This window comes from Streptomyces sp. NPDC055962, assembly GCF_042270185.1.
Lineage (GTDB): Bacteria > Actinomycetota > Actinomycetes > Streptomycetales > Streptomycetaceae > Streptomyces.
In genome coordinates this window covers 15,411-30,556 of sequence record NZ_JBHJYN010000009.1, presented here as the reverse complement: position 1 = coordinate 30,556, position 15,146 = coordinate 15,411, and the positions used below count along the sequence as shown (strand labels likewise).

Below are 15,146 nucleotides of genomic sequence, written 5' to 3'. Positions count from 1 at the left end.
CGGCGGGGGTGCGCCCCGAAAGGCCCCGCCCCGGACCCGCCGGGCGCCTCCGGACCACCCGGACCCGCCGGGCGCCTCCGGCTCCCCGGTCCTCCGACCGCCCCGTCCTCCGTCTCCCCAGGGCCCGCCGGGTCCTTCGACTGCCCCTCCCGAAGCACCCCACCCCGCACGGCTTCACGCTGCGGCACCCCGTTGCCCGGCGCCCGCCCGTGAGCACTCAGAGAAGAGAGCCGACCATGACCAAGCCCCGCAACAGCCGTCTCGCCGCCGCGATATCCCTGGTCTCGGCCCTGGCCCTCACGGCCACCGCCTGCGGGGACGACGGCAGCGGCATCGCCGGTGCGAAGGGCGCCGAGGGATCGGGCACCGGGAAGATCGTGTTCTGGGACGAGAACGGCGGCGTCCGCACGGCGATCTGGAAGGAGATCATCGCCGACTTCGAGAAGGCGAACCCGGACATCGACGTGCAGTACGTCGGCATCGCCTCGACCGAGGCGCAGTCCAAGTACGACACCGCCATCCAGGGCGGCGGTCTGCCGGACGTCGGCGGCGTGGGCGCCGCGATGGTCGCCGGGATCGCCGCGCAGGACGCGCTGGAGCCGCTGGACGACCGGATCGCGGACAGCTCGCTCAAGGGCAAGCTCAACGAGGCGATGCTGGAGAACGTGAGGAGCGCGGGCGGCCGGGACGAGACGTACACGGTGCCGATCTCCGCCACCAACGGTGTCCTCTACTACCGCACGGACCTGTTCGAGAAGGCCGGCCTCGGTGAGCCGGACACCTGGGACGAGTTCTACAAGGCGGCGGCGAAGCTGACGGACAAGCAGAAGAACCGTTTCGGCTACACCATCCGCGGCGGCCCGGGCTCCATCGCCCAGGCCCTGGACGCGATGTACGGGCAGTCGGGCATCACGTCGTTCTGGGACAGGTCCGGGACGCACACGACGGTCGATGACCCGAAGAACGTCGCGGCGCTGGAGAAGTACGCCGGCCTGTACCGCAAGACCACCCCGGAGGCCGACCTCAACAACGACTTCACCAAGATGGTCGCCCAGTTCGACTCCGGCTCCATCGCGATGCTCAACCACAACCTGGGCTCGTACCAGGACCACGTGAGTTCGCTGGGCGTCGACGCGTTCCGCGGGATCCCGCAGCCCGAACTGGCCGACGGCACCCGGGTGATGGTGTCCAACCCGGTGTCCGGCCTCGGACTGCTCAAGTCGTCCGAGAACAAGGCGGCGGCCTGGAAGTTCATCGAGTTCGCCGCGTCCCACGCCTCGAACTCCAAGTTCAGCGAGTCCGCCGGCCTGATCCCGGCCAACAAGGAGGCCGCCGAGGACCCCTGGCTCGACACGGCGGAGACCACCAAGCTCGGTGCCGAGGCCCTGTTCTCCGGGGACACCGAGATCGTCCAGCTCCCCTACTACCTGCCGGACTGGAACACCCTGTCCAAGGCGGACAGCGAGTCGGGCTTCCAGAAGGTGCTGCTCGGCAGGACGAGCGCGCAGGACTTCCTCGACTCCTTCGCCGAGGACCTCGACGAGGCCCAGGCGGAGTGGAAGGAACAGCAGGGCTGACGGAGCCCGTGCGCGCGGCCGTCCCGGACGCCGGTCCGGGACGGCCGCACAGGGGCCGGTCCCGCGTCCTCAGTCCAGGCCCTCCTCCCGCAGTTCGTACATCAGGAGGAACGTCCGGTAGGTCTCCGGAGGGACGTCCTGGCAGATGTCGGGCCGCTGGGTCCACGTCGACGTGTTGTCGAGGGCCCTCCGGCAGGCCGCCTCGGTCTCCGCCTCGGTGGGGATGTTCGAGAGGAACGCGGCGATCAGCAGGGCCACCGCGAGGACGATCACGCCGATACGGATGCGCATGGTCTCCCAACGACCGTGCGCCCGCGGCGGTCACTCGGGGCCGGTCACGGGCCCACCGGTCATTCGGGTTCGTCGGCGAGCGGCGGCAGGTCGGGCTCGATGAACAGGCCCGCGTACTGAGGTGTGGGCAGCGGCGCGGTGGTACGCGTGTCGCTGGCCGTGGCCGCGGAGATGCTGTCGGGGCGCCGCGTGGTCGTGCGGGCAGGCATGTCGGTCATCTCAGGTGTCCTGTACGTCGGTGTGCGGTGAGAGCCCCGTGACCGAGCCGCCGCGGTGAATGCCGGACTGGTCCCGACCGGTGGGGCTACGAGGTGCCGCCACCGGTGCCGCGCCGCTCCGGGGGCGTCCGGATCATCGTGCGGTGCATGCAGACTGTAACCCTCCCGGCACGGCTTTTCCCCGGTATTGCGCGCCCGGCGTGACGGTCAGTGCGGCGCGGCGGGCTCGATGTTCTGGTTTGCGTGGAAGAGGTTGTGCGGGTCGTAGGTCCCCTTGACCTCCGCGAGCCGGTCGTAGTGGCCCCGGTAGGTGGCCCGGACCCGGTCCTGGGACTCGCCCGCGCCGATGAAGTTCACGTAGGCGCCGCCCATCGAGTGCGGGTGCAGCGCCTCCCAGTAGCCGACGGCCCACTCCCGTATCGCCGCCGCGTTGGCCGGGTCGGGGTCGATGCCCCCGATGATGCCGGACCAGACGGCGTCGCGGTACGCCCAGGCGGTGTCGTCCGGGCCGACACGGCCCGCGACCCCGTCGACCGGGTACAGGTGCATGGTCGACAGGCCGGTGGGGAGGTTCTCCGCGAAGGCGGCGTGCACGTCGACGGCGTCGTCGGTGATCCGGTCGAAGAAGTCCCCGCGCCAGTACCACTGGAGTCCGGCCGGGATCAGCTCGTCGAACAGCGACTGCAGAGCGGGGTAGGGCATCTCCGCGGTGAAGTGGAAGGCCGGCGGTCCCGGTTCGTTCACCGCACCGAGTGTCGTCCCCAGCGCGGCCGGGTCCGCCGTCGAGGACCAGACGACACCGCACATCTTCTGTCCGTGGATCTCTTCGGGGAAGGGCGGGGCGGGCGGCACGGAAAGAACGGCGAAGAAGCCGTACAGGTCGTCGGGCGCCTGGGGCAGGAAGTCGCGGTACCAGCGCATCACCTCGGGGAGGAGGCCGAGCGGCCAGACGGTGGCCCCGGCGCCCACCGTGGACACGGGGTGCAGCTCGAAGTCGAAGGACGTGACGATGCCGAAGTTGCCGCCGCCGCCGCGCAGCGCCCAGAACAGGTCCGGGTGCTCGCTCGGGTTCGTGGCGACGAAGCTGCCGTCGGCCAGGACCACGTCGGCGGAGACCAGATTGTCCACGGTCAGCCCGTACTTGCGGGTGAGGTAGCCGTGGCCGCCGCCGAGGGTGAGTCCGCCGATGCCCGTCGTGGACATGATTCCCGCCGGGGTGGCGAGACCGAAGGCGTGCGTGGCGTGGTCGAGGTCGCCGAGCGTCGCCCCGCCGTCGGCCTGGGCGGTCTGGATCGCGGGGTCGACCCGGACGCCGCGCATGGGCGAGAGGTCGATCGTGACGGCGTCGTCGGCGAGGCAGAGGCCGGGACCGCTGTGCCCTCCGCCCCGTACGGCCACGTCCAGGCCGTGCTCGCGGACGAAGTCGACCGCCGCCATCACGTCCGCCGTGTCGTGGCACCTGACCACCGCGGCGGGCCTCTTGTCGATCATGGCGTTGTAGACCGTACGGGCCTTGCCGTACTCGGGGTCGTCCGGGCCGATGACGGGGCCGCGCAGCGAGGTCCGCATCGTGTCGAGGAGGGTGCCGTCCATGATCGTCTCCTAGCGCGTGTGCGCCCGGCCTCCCCTGGCTCCATCCATCGGGTGAGGCTGCTGGGCCGACGCCGGCACCTGAGCATGCCGCGCAGACGGGACCGAACACCGAAAGGCTTGCCCTTCCAGCGTCCCGCCGCTCCGAACAGCTCGCAATCGCGGGGCGGGGCGCCCCGTCCCGGCTGCTCCGGGACGGGACACGCGTGGGGTCAGCCCTGCCGCACGGCCGGGGCGCCGCTCTCCGGAGCCGGCGCGACGGGCGTCCCCTGTCTTCCCCGCAGATGCACCATGAGCCCGATGAAGCCGGCGGCGAATCCGCTGAACAGGCCCGATATCCCGTGGTTGAGCGCGTTGGCCGAGGCGCTCTCGGGCACACCGATGACCAGGTAGTTGACGGCGGCGCTGATCACCGCACCGAACACGGCGCCGATCACCCCGCTGACGAGGGACACGCGCAGGGACGACGGCGCGGCCGGCGGGAGCGGGGTGGGTCTGTGCGGTGTGGACATGATGGAGTGGCCTCCAGGCGGGCGAGATGCACGATCGGGGGGTGCGGCAACACCTTTGCCTACGCCGCTGCGCCTGGCAACATCCGTTTGTGCAGGCCGTGTTGGCGCACGGCATGAGGCGAGCGGGAGCCCGGGCCGGGGGTGGAGGGCGAAAAGTGGTCGGAGTGCCGTCCCGGATGCCGTAGAGTTGTCATCACAACGACGCGGGGTGGAGCAGCTCGGTAGCTCGCTGGGCTCATAACCCAGAGGTCGCAGGTTCAAATCCTGTCCCCGCTACTGAAAGACAGAGGCCCGGATCCTTTCAAGGATCCGGGCCTCTGTCGTCACCCGTCACCCGTCAGCCGTTCCGGGCTTGACCTTGACGCTGCGTAAAGATCTAGCGTTTCCGGCATGGAGTGGTCCATTCAGGAAATCGCCCGGCGCGCCGGCACCACGAGCCGCACGCTCCGGCACTACGGAGACATCGGTCTCCTGGTGCCGAGCCGCACGGGTGCCAACGGCTACCGCTATTACGACCAGGAGGCCCTGGTCCGGCTCCAGCGCATCCTGCTGCTGCGGGAGCTGGGGCTCTCCCTGCCCGCGATCAAGGACGTGCTGGAAGGGCAGCGGGACACCTCCGCCGCGCTCCGGACCCATCTGCGCCTGCTGGAGCAGGAGCGGGAGCGCATCGGCCGGCAGATCGCCTCGGTGCGGACCACTCTCCACCGGACCGAGCAAGGGGAGGAACTCATGGCGGAGGAAGTGCTCGACGGCTTCGATCACACGGAGTACGAGCAGGAGGTCACCGAGCGCTGGGGCCGGGAGGCGTACGAGCGCGGTGGCCGGTGGTGGCGCGGACTGACCGAGGACGAGCGCGCCCGCTTCCAGGGCGTGCACGAGGCCATCGCCCGGGACTACGGGGAGGCCAGGGCCGCCGGCCTGGCGGCGGGCAGCGAGCAGGTGCAGGACATCGCCCGGCGGCACTGCGCGTGGCTGTCGGCGACCATGGAGCCCACACGCGCCTACGTGACCGGCCTCGGGGAGATGTACGTCGCCGATCCCCGCTTCGGGAGGAACTACGATCGCCACGGGGACGGAACCGCCGTCTTCGTACGGGATGCACTGACGATCTACGCGCAGCACCGGCTCTCCGACTGACCCCCGGAGGGCGGGGCTCCGGCGCGCTCCTCCCTTTGGCCGATGACGAGCCGCCGTTCGGCGCGGCTCCGGCCGGGCGGGGCGGGGCGCGGTACCGTCCGCAGCCGTGGGTGGACCGGGCAGGAGTGCACAGGTGGGGAAGCGGGACGGACGGCGGCGGGGCTCTGAGATGAACGTCCGTTCCTGGCGGCTCGTGAGAGTGCTGCCCGCCGTGCTGATCTGTGCCGGGGCGGCCTTCGACCTCGCGACGCCGACGGAGGTCACGGCGGTCCCGCTCTTCGCCGCCGCCTCGCTCGTCGCCGCGCCCTTCTTCTCCCTCGGCAGTACCGTCCGCATCGGCATCGTCACGGTCCTGGTCGTGCTCGGCATCCGGCTGTCGGACGGCGTGCTCCTCAGGGTCGTGCCGGTCACCGACCTGCTCACGCTGCTCACCGTCGTCGGCCTGTCCCTCGTCATCAACCGCGTCGTGCACCGCGGCAACGAGCAGCTCGCCTCGGCCCGGGTCATCGCCGAGACCGCGATGCGCGCGGTGCTCCCGGTGCCGGAAGCCCGGATCGGCGGGCTGCACGTCGCGGCACGGTACGAGGCGGCTCAGGCGGACGAGTTCGTCGGGGGCGACCTCTTCGCCGTCGCGGACACTCCGTTCGGGGTGCGTCTGGTGGTCGGGGACGTGCGGGGCAAGGGGCTGGACGCCGTGGCGGCCGTGGCCGTCGTGATCGGGGCGTTCCGGGAGGCCGCCGAACAGGAGCTGTCGCTGGAGGGCGTGGTCCAGAGGCTGGAGCGGGCGCTGGCCCGTGAGGGCTCGCGGCGGGGCGGGCTCGACTCCATGGAGGGGTTCGTCACCGCGGTCCTCGCGGAGATCCCGGCAGGCTCGGACACCCTGCGGGTCGTCAACCGCGGCCATCCGGAGCCGCTGGTGCTGCACGCGGACGGGGCGCTCGACGTCCTGGCCCCGACCGCGCCCGCCCTGCCGCTCGGTATGGGGCTGGACGCGTGGCCCGACCGGTCGGACACGTGGGCGCTGCCGCCCGGCGCGACGTTCCTGGCGTTCACCGACGGCCTCTCCGAGGCGCGTGACGCACAGGGCCACTTCTACGACCCGGCGGCCAGGCTGCGCGGCCGGCTCTTCCCGGGGCCCGAGGAACTGCTGTCCGCGCTCACCGACGACGTGCGGCTGCACACGGGTGGCCGGTCGACGGACGACCTGGCCCTCCTCGCCGTCGGTCGGCCCACGCGAGGCCAGCAGGAGCGGCGTACGACGGTGAAGATCGTGGGGCGGGACAGTGAATGACCGGTCGCGACGTTCGGTAGTCGAAGGACCTCGCTCCGCATAACATATGACACTCCGTCAGAAACTGGTGGCTGGATACACGGTGTTCAAGTCGCCCGTTTCTGCCCGTTTGACCCCTGAAAGTCCAGGCTGGAGCCGTGAGCGATCTGCGAGAACAGCTTGGAATCGGACCCGGGTGTCTATTAACGTTCGATAACGCAGCGCGGTTGTAGCCGCCGTCGCAAGAGACGGCACCGTGCGCAGCGCCGAATTCCGCAAGGGAACCGGGGAACCACCTACATGGGGTGAATCGGGCACCTGTGTCTCGTGAGAGACGGAGGGGCCCGTAGGAGACCTTCCTGCTCCGAACCCGTCAGCTAACCCGGTAGGCGAGAAGGAAGGAAAGGAGTGCGCCTACGTGGCGTCCAATCAGCCTGCCCCCGAGGCCCCGTCATCCTTCAGGACCGGAGGCTTCGGTGATGAGGACAGGACGTGGGAGGAATGGAACCCCACCGAGGAGTCCATCCGCCCCGTACGCGGCCGGCATCGCGTAGCCAAGCAGCGCGGTCTCGCCCGTAGCTCCACCGTCCTCGGCGTCGGCGTCATCGCGGCCGTCGGTGCGGGCGGCATGGCCACCGCGCAGAGCAAGCCGCCGGTCTCCATCTCTCTTCCCGATTCCATCGCGGACAATCTTCCCGACGCCAAGTCCCTTCCCGGCGTGGGTGCCTTCATGTCCGGGGACTCCGACACGGACCACGAGACCGTCGCCGCGTCCTCCCCGCTCACCACGGCCGGTATCACCGCCGCCGAGGCCGAGCAGGGCACCACCGACGCCGGCGAGGCCCTGCGCGCCCGCATCCTCCAGCAGGCCGAGCAGCAGTCGGCCGGAGCCGAGGCCGAGGCCAAGGCAGCCCAGGAGCAGGCGGCGGCCGAAGCGGCCGCGGCCCAGGCCGCCAAGCAGCAGAGCGCCGCCGAGGCCGAGGCCGCGGCGAAGAAGAAGGCCGAGGAGGAAGCGGCGAAGAAGAAGGCCGAGGCCGAGCGCCTCGCCAAGCTCGCCGCCAGCTACGCCGTCCCGACCTCCTCGTACACGATCACCTCGACCTTCGGGCAGTCCGGTTCGATGTGGTCCTCCGGCCACCACACCGGTCTGGACTTCGCGGCTCCCACCGGCACGCCGGTCAAGGCCGTGCACAGCGGCACGGTGAAGTCGGCCGGCTGGTCCGGTTCGTACGGCTACCGCACGGTCCTGGAGCTCGACGACGGCACGGAGGTCTGGTACTGCCACCAGTCCTCGATGGACGTCACGGCAGGGCAGAAGGTCACCACCGGCGAGACCATCGGCCGTGTCGGCGCCACCGGCAACGTGACCGGCCCGCACCTCCACCTGGAGATCCACACCGCGGACGGCACGGGTGTCGACCCGATGAGCTGGCTGCGCGGCAAGGGCCTCACGATCTGATCCCCGGCGCCACCCGGCGCACCGGAACCCCGGCGGCCCTGACGCACGACCCCCCGACGTCAGGGCCGCCGGTCCACTCCGTGGGGGCGCAGGGGTTCACCCGGGCCCTGACGGGTTCCCCGAGAATCGGAATACGTGCCTCCAGCAGCTCGTTGTCCTCGGGTATGACTTCTCTGCGTCCGCTCGGTTCCTCGAGCCTCCAGGTGTTCCCCCTCGCCCTCGGCGGCAACGTCTTCGGCTGGACGGCCGACGAGGACACGACCTTCGCCGTCCTCGACGCGTACGTGGCGGCCGGCGGCAACTTCATCGACACGGCCGACTCCTACTCCGCCTGGGTCCCCGGCAACGAGGGCGGTGAGTCGGAGACCCTCATCGGGAAGTGGCTCAGGGCGCGTTCCCGCCGTGACGACGTCGTGATCGCCACCAAGGTCGGTGCCCACCCGTCGTACAAGGGGCTCTCGCCCACCACGATCAAGGGGGCGGCCGAGGCGTCCCTGCGGAGGCTCGGCACCGACCACATCGACCTGTACTACACGCACTTCGACGACGAGAGCGTCCCCGTCGAGGAGATCGTCACCGCCCTCGACCAGCTCGTGAAGGCCGGCACGGTGCGGGAGATCGCCGCCTCCAACATCAGCCCGGAGCGGCTGAGGGCCTCCCTGGAATTCTCCGAACGCGAGGGCCTGGCCCGCTACGTGGCGCTCCAGCCGCACTACAACCTCGTCTCGCGCGACACCTACGAGGGCGCGCTCCAGGACACGGCGGCCGGTGCCGGTCTCGCGGCGGTCCCCTACTTCGCGCTCGCCTCGGGCTTCCTCACCGGGAAGTACCGGCCGGGAGCCTCCGTCGAGAGCGCGCGGGCCGAGGGTGCGGGCAAGCACCTGGAGACCGAGCGGGGCCGCAGGGTGCTGGCGGCCCTCGACAGGATCGCCCAGGAGCACGACGCGGAGATCGCCACGGTCGCCTTGGCCTGGCTGGCCTCCCGGCCGACCGTGGCCGCCCCCATCGCCTCCGCCCGGACGGTCGAGCAGGTGCCCGCGCTGGTGGCGGTGGCCGGTCTCCGGCTGACCGAGGCCGAGCTGGCGGAACTGACCGAGGCGTCGGCCTGATCCGACGGGGCGGGTGCGCCGCCGTCCGGCGAGGTCCCCGGGCCCGCCCCCGGGGAAGGGGTGCGGCGGGTGCGCCGCCGGACGGTCAGGTCTTCCGCCCCGTCCGGAGCCGGCTCAGCGGTCCTCCAGGTACGGGTTGTGGCCCCCGTAGTGCCGGTGCGGCGCGGGGAGCTGCTGCGGCTGGCCGCTGCCGTGGGGGAACTGACGGGGGAACGCCTGCGGCGCGGGCGGCCGGTGGGTCCGCCGCAGCCGGCCCGTCGCATGGGCGGCGTACGTCAGGGCCGGGCCCGCGATGTCCCGCCGGTGCCAGAGGTGGTGCAGCAACTCCTGCTCACGGAGGGCGAAGTCCCGGTCGGCTCCGTCGTGGCGGGCCCTGCGGCGCAGCATGGCCAGCGACGTCGCGAACGACTCGTACTCCGCGACGGCGCGTGCCGCGGCCCGGCCCCGCGCGGGGTCCGGGTGGCTGTGCCAGTGCCTGGCCATGTCGCGGGCCATCCCCCGCGCCCGCATGGAGGCCAGGGCGAGGGGTTCGGCCGGGGCCAGCCAGCCGGCCGCCGCATAGACCGGCAGCTCGGTGGAGAGCGTGCGCAGCTCGCGCTGGCGCGACCAGATCGCCAGCCAGGTCACCAGTCCGAAGCACGGCACCATGAAGGCGCCGTACACCAGGTAGAAGCCGTACGGGCCGAAGGACGACGAGCCGTTCCACAGGGCGTGCATGCCCATGGCGAGGACGAGGCCCACCAGCGGCAGGACGACCCGACGCACCCGGTGACGCGCGCCCCCGAGCGCCGCGATGCCGAACCCGATGCCGGAGAGCACCGTGAACAACGGATGCGCGAACGGGGACATCACCACGCGGACGAAGAAGGTCCCCACCGTCACGGAGGCGAAGCCGGTGGTTCCGAGCTGCTGGTCCTCGCCGAAGGCATTGCCCAGGTAGAGGATGTTCTCGGTGAAGGCGAAGCCGGTCGCGGTGAAGCCGGCGACCACGATGCCGTCGACGATCCCGCCGAACTGGCGTCTGCGGAAGAGGAAGATCAGCAGGACCGCGATGGCCTTGGCGCTCTCCTCCACCACCGGGGCGACCACCGTGGCCCCGATGGTGTCGGCGCTCGCCGGATCCGCGGTGGCCGTCGCTATCCACCGTGTCGCGAAGGAGTTGGCGATGATCGCCACGAGCGCGGCGGCGCACGCACCCCAGGCGAAGGCGAAGAGCAGGTTCCGCCACGGCCCTGGTTCGACCCGGTCGAGCCAGCGGAACGCCGCCATCAGCAGCGGCACGGGCAGGACGGCCAGCCCCAGTCCGACCAGGAAGCCCTCGGTGCCCGTCTGCCGGCGCACCAGGGCCAGGATCACCAGCCCGCAGAGCGCGAGCATCGTGACCACCGCACCGGCGCGGAACGCCTTGCTGCGCCAGACCATGCCGACGCGGCGGGGCCGGTAACGCCACTGGCCTCGCTCCGGGACGGCGCCCAGGAACTCGTCGAGCTGCTGCTCCTCGAGAACCGGGACGGCCGGCTGCTGATGCTGCATGGACCCCTCGGACACCTGACGACCCTAACGAGGGGGACCGACAGCCCGCCACGGGGCGGTGGCCGGGGAGCCCGTCGGTGGCTGATCAGCGACGGGTGAACAGCACGTCGTGCACGACGTGGCCCTTGTCCAGGCCCTGGCCCTCGAAGCGGGTCAGGGGCCGGAACGCGGGCCGGGGGGCGTAGCCGCCGTCCGCCTGGGTGTTCTCGAACAGGGGGTGCGCCGACAGGACTTCCAGCATCTGTTCCGCGTACGGCTCCCAGTCCGTCGCGCAGTGGACGACCGCGCCCGGCTTCAGCGGCTTCGCCACGAGGTCGAGGAAGTCCGGCTGGATCAGCCGCCGTTTGTGGTGGCGCTTCTTGGGCCAGGGGTCGGGGAAGTACACCCGGAGGCCGTCCAGCGTGGCCGGCGCCAGCATCTCGCGGAGCAGGATGATCGCGTCACCGTTGGCCACGCGGATGTTGGACAGGCCCGCGCGGTCGGCGAGACCCAGCAGGTTGCCCTGGCCGGGCGTGTGGACGTCGACGGCCAGGATGCCGGTGGCCGGGTCGTCGGCCGCCATCTGGGCCGTGGCCTCTCCCATGCCGAAGCCGATCTCCAGGACCACCGGGAGGCCGTCGAAGAGGGTCGGGAGGTCGAGGACGCCGAGGCCGTCGATGTCCAGGCCCCACTTCGGCCAGAGCCGCTGGAGGGCGTCCTCCTGGCCGACGGTCACACGGCTGCGGCGCGGCTGGAAGCTGCGGATCCGGCGCTCGTGGTGCGAGCCTGCCGGGTCTGCGGCCGGGCCCCCGGGGAACCGGGGCTCCTGACGCAGCCTGCGCTGGCGCTCGAAGGAGGCGGCGCGGCGCGCCGCCGCGTCCGCGTCCGTCTCCGGGGTGGCGCCGGGCGCGGTCTCCGGGGTGACGGCGTCCGTCTCCGGGGCGGGGCCGGGCGTCTCTGGGGTGGGGTTCACAGGCTCAGACACAATGACCCGATTCTACGGCGGGCGGTGTCCATCCCGTCGCGCGTGCCCGCAGCAGGGCCCGTCGCGCCACCTCCCTCCCGATGGGCAGCGACGCGGTCGCCGCGGGCGACGGGGCGTTCAGCACATGGACGGTGTGCGGGGCGTCCCGGATCAGGAAGTCGTCCACCAGCGTGCCGTCCCGCAGGACGGCCTGGGCCCTGACGCCCGCCGGGGACGGCCGCAGATCGGACTCCGTCACCTCCGGCAGCAGGCGCCGGACGGCCCGGGTGAACGCGCTCTTCGAGAGGGATCTGTGCACCTCGCCCGCCCCGTACCGCCAGTGCCGCCGGGCGATCCGCCAGGAGCCGGGCCAGGCCAGGGTGACGGCCAGCTCGCGGGGGTGGACGACCGTACGGCCGTATCCCTCGCGGGCGAGTGCGGGCACGGCGTTCGGCCCGACGTGGACCGTGCCGTCGACGCCCCGGGTCAGATGGACGCCGAGGAACGGGAACGCCGGGTCCGGCACCGGGTAGACGAGCCCGCGCACCAGCTCCGGCCTGGCCAGCTCGTAGTACTCCCCGCGGAAGGGCACGATGCGTGCCCCGGGGTCGTCGCCGGCGAGCCGTGCCACCCGGTCGCTGTGCAGCCCGGCGCAGTTGACCAGTACGCGGGCGCGGACGACCTGGCCGTCGGCCGTGCGCACGGCGACACCCCAGGGGCGCCGGTCGACGGCGACGACCTCCGCGCCGTAACGGATGCGGCCGCCCGCCGAGGTGACCTCGACGGCGAACCGGGCGGCCACCGCCGCGAAGTCGCACACCCCTGTCGTCCCGACCCGGATCGCGGCGAGACCGCGGACCCGGGGTTCGTACTCCGCGATCTGTGCCGGGCCGAGCTCCCGCACCGGCAGGCCGTGTGCCCGGCCGCGCTGCACGAGGGCGTGCAGCGCGGGCAGCTCGCCTCTGCCGGTCGCGACGATCAGCTTGCCCGTCACCGCGTGGGCGATCCCGTGCTCCGTGCAGAAGTCGACCAGCTCGGCGGCGCCGCGCACCGCGTAGCGCGCCTTGAGCGAGCCCGGCGCGTAGTAGATGCCGCTGTGGATCACCCCGCTGTTGCGCCCGGTCTGATGGCGGGCCGGGCCCCACTCCTTCTCCAGCACCGTGACCCGGGTGCCGGGCGCGGTGCGCGTGAGCGCGTACGCGGTCGACAGACCGACGATTCCGCCACCGATCACCAGCACGTCGCAGTCGTACGCCGCGTGCGTCATCATCACGCCACCTCCCACCCCGATAGTGCACTGACCCACTGACAACGGCCTCAAACCAGGGTCTGCGCGTGGGTGACGGGACGTTCCTCCACCGGACCGGGTGATACCGGGGCGTTTCGGAGACGCTATGCCGGGGCGACGAGGAGCGGGCGGGCCCGTTCCCGGAGCTCGGCCACGCGGGGCTCGTCGCCGTACGGCTCCAGCCGGTGCAGCAGGTCGCGCACGTACTCGGTGGTCCGCGCCGACGAGATGCGTCCCGCCACCTCCACGGCACGCGTCCCGGCCGCGCAGGCCGCGTCGAGGTTGCCCGACTCCAGCTCGGCGACCGCCGAGACGACGAGCCGCAGCCCGTGGGAGCGGACGAACTCGTCGGTGGGCTTCGACAGGGCCTGCTCGGTGAAGCGCCGCACCTGGCGCGGCGCCTTGAGGTCCCGGTAGCACTCGGCGGCGTCGGCGGCGAACCGGTCGTACGAGTAGAAGCCGAGCCAGGTGGGGTCGGCGTCGCCGGTCCGGGAGCGCTCCAGCCAGCTCTCGGCGGCCCGGAGCGCGGCGCCCGCGGCGGGTGCGTCGCCGGCCTTCGCGTGGGCGCGCGCCTCCACCAGCCGGAAGAAGCTCATGGTGCGTGCGGTGGCGAGACCGCGGTTGCGTTCCACCGCGGCCTGCGCGAGGTCCACGCCCTCGTCGGCGAAGCCCCGGTACGTCGCCTGGAGGGACATCGACGCCAGGACGTATCCGCCCAGCGGTACGTCGGCGGCGGCGCGGGCGAGACGCAGTGCCTGGATGTAGTAGCGCTGGGCGGCCTCCTGCTGGCCGGTGTCGAAGGCCATCCAGCCGGCGAGCCTGGTCAGCTCGGCGGAGGCGCCGAAGAGCGCGCGGCCGACCTCGTCGCTGTACGAACCCAGGAGGAGCGGGGCGGCGTCGACGCGTAAGCACTCCGGGACCATGGAGGAACGCCAGTCGCCCCCGCCGTACTTGGAGTCCCAGCGGCGCGCGTCCTGGGCGGCCTCGCGCAGCTTGGTCACGTCGCTGTGCCCGACGCGCAGCAGCGGTCCGTCCGCAGGGCCCGCGCCCGGGGCGTCCGGGCCCGGCTGGACGGGGATGCCGCCCCGTGCCCCGGGTGCGCCCTCCGTGCCGAGGATCGACGCCCGGGCGGCGAAGGGGTCCCGCGCGACGGAGGGATCGGCGGGTGTTATGAGCCAGCGGGACGCGGGGGTCGCATAGGCGCTCACCGCGAAGGAGCCCGCCAGCGACTGCCAGATCCCACCGCCGCCACGCCGGCCCGCGAGATCCAGCCGGTACAGATCCGTCGCCGACCGCACGGCCTCCCCGATGTCACGGGGGAAGGCGAGACCGACCTCCGGCGCCGGGTCGGCGTCGGCGAGCCCGATCTCGTGCAGCGGGACGGGACGGCCGAGTTTGGCCCCTATCGCCGCCGCGATGAGATGGGGCGCCGCGCCCTGCGGCACCATGCCCTTGGCGACCCACCGGGCCACCGACGTCTTGTCGTAGCGAAGTGTCAGACCTCGTTGTGCGCCGAGGTCGTTGACCCGTCGCGCGAGCCCGGCGTTGCTGATTCCCGCGAGGGCGAGAACCGTGCCGAGCTTCTCGTTCGGCCCGCGTTGCTCCCTGGACATAGCCACCCCTCGACACACAGACGGCTGCCGCGTCACCGTCGGGCGCGCGGCATTCGTACCGTGTTCTCCCCAGCGACGGTCCCGGGCACTCCGGCCGCACACGCATTTGGCCAGGCCCCGTGGAATATGCCGCCCTGCCGAGAACATCGGTACACCCAGCGTAGTTCGCCGCATCCCCACCGTTAAGGGGCAGACCTCCGTATGGCGGGAATGTTGTCCGTGCGGCGCGAGGCCCGGACGGCCGTGCTCCTGACGTGTGGCCGTGCGCCCGGCCGTGCGCTCTGGCCCGGGTGAATCGCAAGCGCTTCGATGGGTCCTGCGTGGGTCGGCCCGCCGCACTGGACACGGCGGGCTGGGGGAGACCGCCGCCCCAATCCCCGCGGGCGGCGAACCGGTCCGGGAGGTGAAGAACACCTCCCGGACTGTGCGCCGCACGGGCGGGGTTCGGGGGAAGCGGACGTGGGGGGGGGGGGCCCCCGGGGGGGGGGCCGCCCCCCCCCCCCCCCCCCCCCCCCCCGGGGGGCCCCGGGGGGCGGGGGGGCCCCCCCCGGCCCCCCCCCCCCCCCCCCCCCCCCCCCCCCCCCCCCGGGGGGGGGGCCCCACAAA

The 15,146-nt window shown here is 72.4% G+C and carries 13 protein-coding genes, 1 tRNA gene and 1 riboswitch; of the genes, 6 read left to right on the top strand and 8 right to left on the bottom strand.

Annotation, left to right across the window (positions count from 1 at the left end; all coding sequences use genetic code 11):
* Nucleotides 1-236: 236 nt before the first annotated feature.
* A complete protein-coding gene (locus ACFC51_RS24180; RefSeq protein ID WP_376371942.1) occupies nt 237-1,577 on the top strand; it encodes an ABC transporter substrate-binding protein in 1,341 nt (446 codons plus the stop codon).
* A gap of 69 nt (nt 1,578-1,646) precedes the next feature.
* Here ACFC51_RS24180 and ACFC51_RS24175 read toward each other — a convergent pair whose 3' ends face one another.
* The 4 genes from ACFC51_RS24175 to ACFC51_RS24160 form a co-directional block, all read right to left on the bottom strand.
* Nucleotides 1,647-1,868: a hypothetical protein gene (locus tag ACFC51_RS24175; RefSeq protein ID WP_376371940.1), complete on the bottom strand. Its 222-nt coding sequence runs from the start codon at nt 1,866-1,868 to the stop codon at nt 1,647-1,649.
* A 59-nt stretch (nt 1,869-1,927) separates the two neighbouring features.
* Nucleotides 1,928-2,086 carry a hypothetical protein gene (locus ACFC51_RS24170; RefSeq protein ID WP_376371937.1) on the bottom strand — a complete coding sequence of 53 codons (159 nt, stop codon included), beginning with the start codon at nt 2,084-2,086 and terminating at the stop codon, nt 1,928-1,930.
* A 207-nt stretch (nt 2,087-2,293) separates the two neighbouring features.
* Nucleotides 2,294-3,679: an FAD-binding oxidoreductase gene (locus ACFC51_RS24165; protein WP_376530715.1), complete on the bottom strand. Its 1,386-nt coding sequence runs from the start codon at nt 3,677-3,679 to the stop codon at nt 2,294-2,296.
* Nucleotides 3,680-3,888: 209 nt separating this feature from the next.
* Nucleotides 3,889-4,188, bottom strand: a complete 300-nt coding sequence (locus ACFC51_RS24160) for a hypothetical protein (RefSeq protein ID WP_376371932.1) — start codon at nt 4,186-4,188, stop codon at nt 3,889-3,891.
* Between the two features lie 202 nt (nt 4,189-4,390).
* Between ACFC51_RS24160 and ACFC51_RS24155 the strand changes: the two genes are divergently transcribed.
* From ACFC51_RS24155 to ACFC51_RS24135, 5 genes are all read left to right on the top strand, one after another.
* A tRNA-Met gene (locus ACFC51_RS24155) sits at nt 4,391-4,464 on the top strand.
* Between the two features lie 114 nt (nt 4,465-4,578).
* On the top strand, nt 4,579-5,325 hold the full coding sequence (locus ACFC51_RS24150; protein WP_376371929.1) for a MerR family transcriptional regulator: 747 nt from the start codon (nt 4,579-4,581) through the stop codon (nt 5,323-5,325).
* 133 nt (nt 5,326-5,458) lie between these two features.
* Entirely contained in the window at nt 5,459-6,616 is a 1,158-nt protein-coding gene (locus ACFC51_RS24145; RefSeq protein ID WP_376530713.1) for a PP2C family protein-serine/threonine phosphatase, read from the top strand.
* Nucleotides 6,617-6,849: 233 nt separating this feature from the next.
* Nucleotides 6,850-7,002, top strand: a riboswitch (cyclic di-AMP (ydaO/yuaA leader).
* Between the two features lie 11 nt (nt 7,003-7,013).
* Nucleotides 7,014-8,054, top strand: coding sequence for a M23 family metallopeptidase (locus ACFC51_RS24140; RefSeq protein ID WP_376371923.1), 1,041 nt, complete (start codon nt 7,014-7,016; stop codon nt 8,052-8,054).
* Nucleotides 8,055-8,218: 164 nt separating this feature from the next.
* Complete coding sequence (locus tag ACFC51_RS24135) at nt 8,219-9,163, top strand: aldo/keto reductase (RefSeq protein WP_376371921.1); 945 nt, start codon at nt 8,219-8,221, stop codon at nt 9,161-9,163.
* Nucleotides 9,164-9,277: 114 nt separating this feature from the next.
* Here the strand turns inward: ACFC51_RS24135 and ACFC51_RS24130 are convergent, their stop codons facing one another.
* The 4 genes from ACFC51_RS24130 to ACFC51_RS24115 all read right to left on the bottom strand — a co-directional run bounded on the left by ACFC51_RS24130 (nt 9,278) and on the right by ACFC51_RS24115 (nt 14,540).
* Nucleotides 9,278-10,711 (bottom strand): PrsW family intramembrane metalloprotease, encoded by a 1,434-nt coding sequence (locus tag ACFC51_RS24130; RefSeq protein ID WP_376371918.1) that lies wholly within the window; start codon nt 10,709-10,711, stop codon nt 9,278-9,280.
* A 70-nt stretch (nt 10,712-10,781) separates the two neighbouring features.
* Nucleotides 10,782-11,660, bottom strand: coding sequence for a tRNA (guanosine(46)-N7)-methyltransferase TrmB (gene trmB / locus ACFC51_RS24125; RefSeq protein WP_376371915.1), 879 nt, complete (start codon nt 11,658-11,660; stop codon nt 10,782-10,784).
* Nucleotides 11,653-12,909 (bottom strand): L-2-hydroxyglutarate oxidase, encoded by a 1,257-nt coding sequence (lhgO, locus tag ACFC51_RS24120; protein WP_376371912.1) that lies wholly within the window; start codon nt 12,907-12,909, stop codon nt 11,653-11,655. The genes trmB and lhgO overlap by 8 nt, the downstream gene beginning before the upstream one ends.
* Before the next feature lie 122 nt (nt 12,910-13,031).
* The gene (locus ACFC51_RS24115) at nt 13,032-14,540 is read right to left on the bottom strand and encodes a sporulation protein (protein WP_376530711.1); all 1,509 of its coding nucleotides are present in this window, start codon (nt 14,538-14,540) and stop codon (nt 13,032-13,034) included.
* Nucleotides 14,541-15,146: the final 606 nt, after the last annotated feature.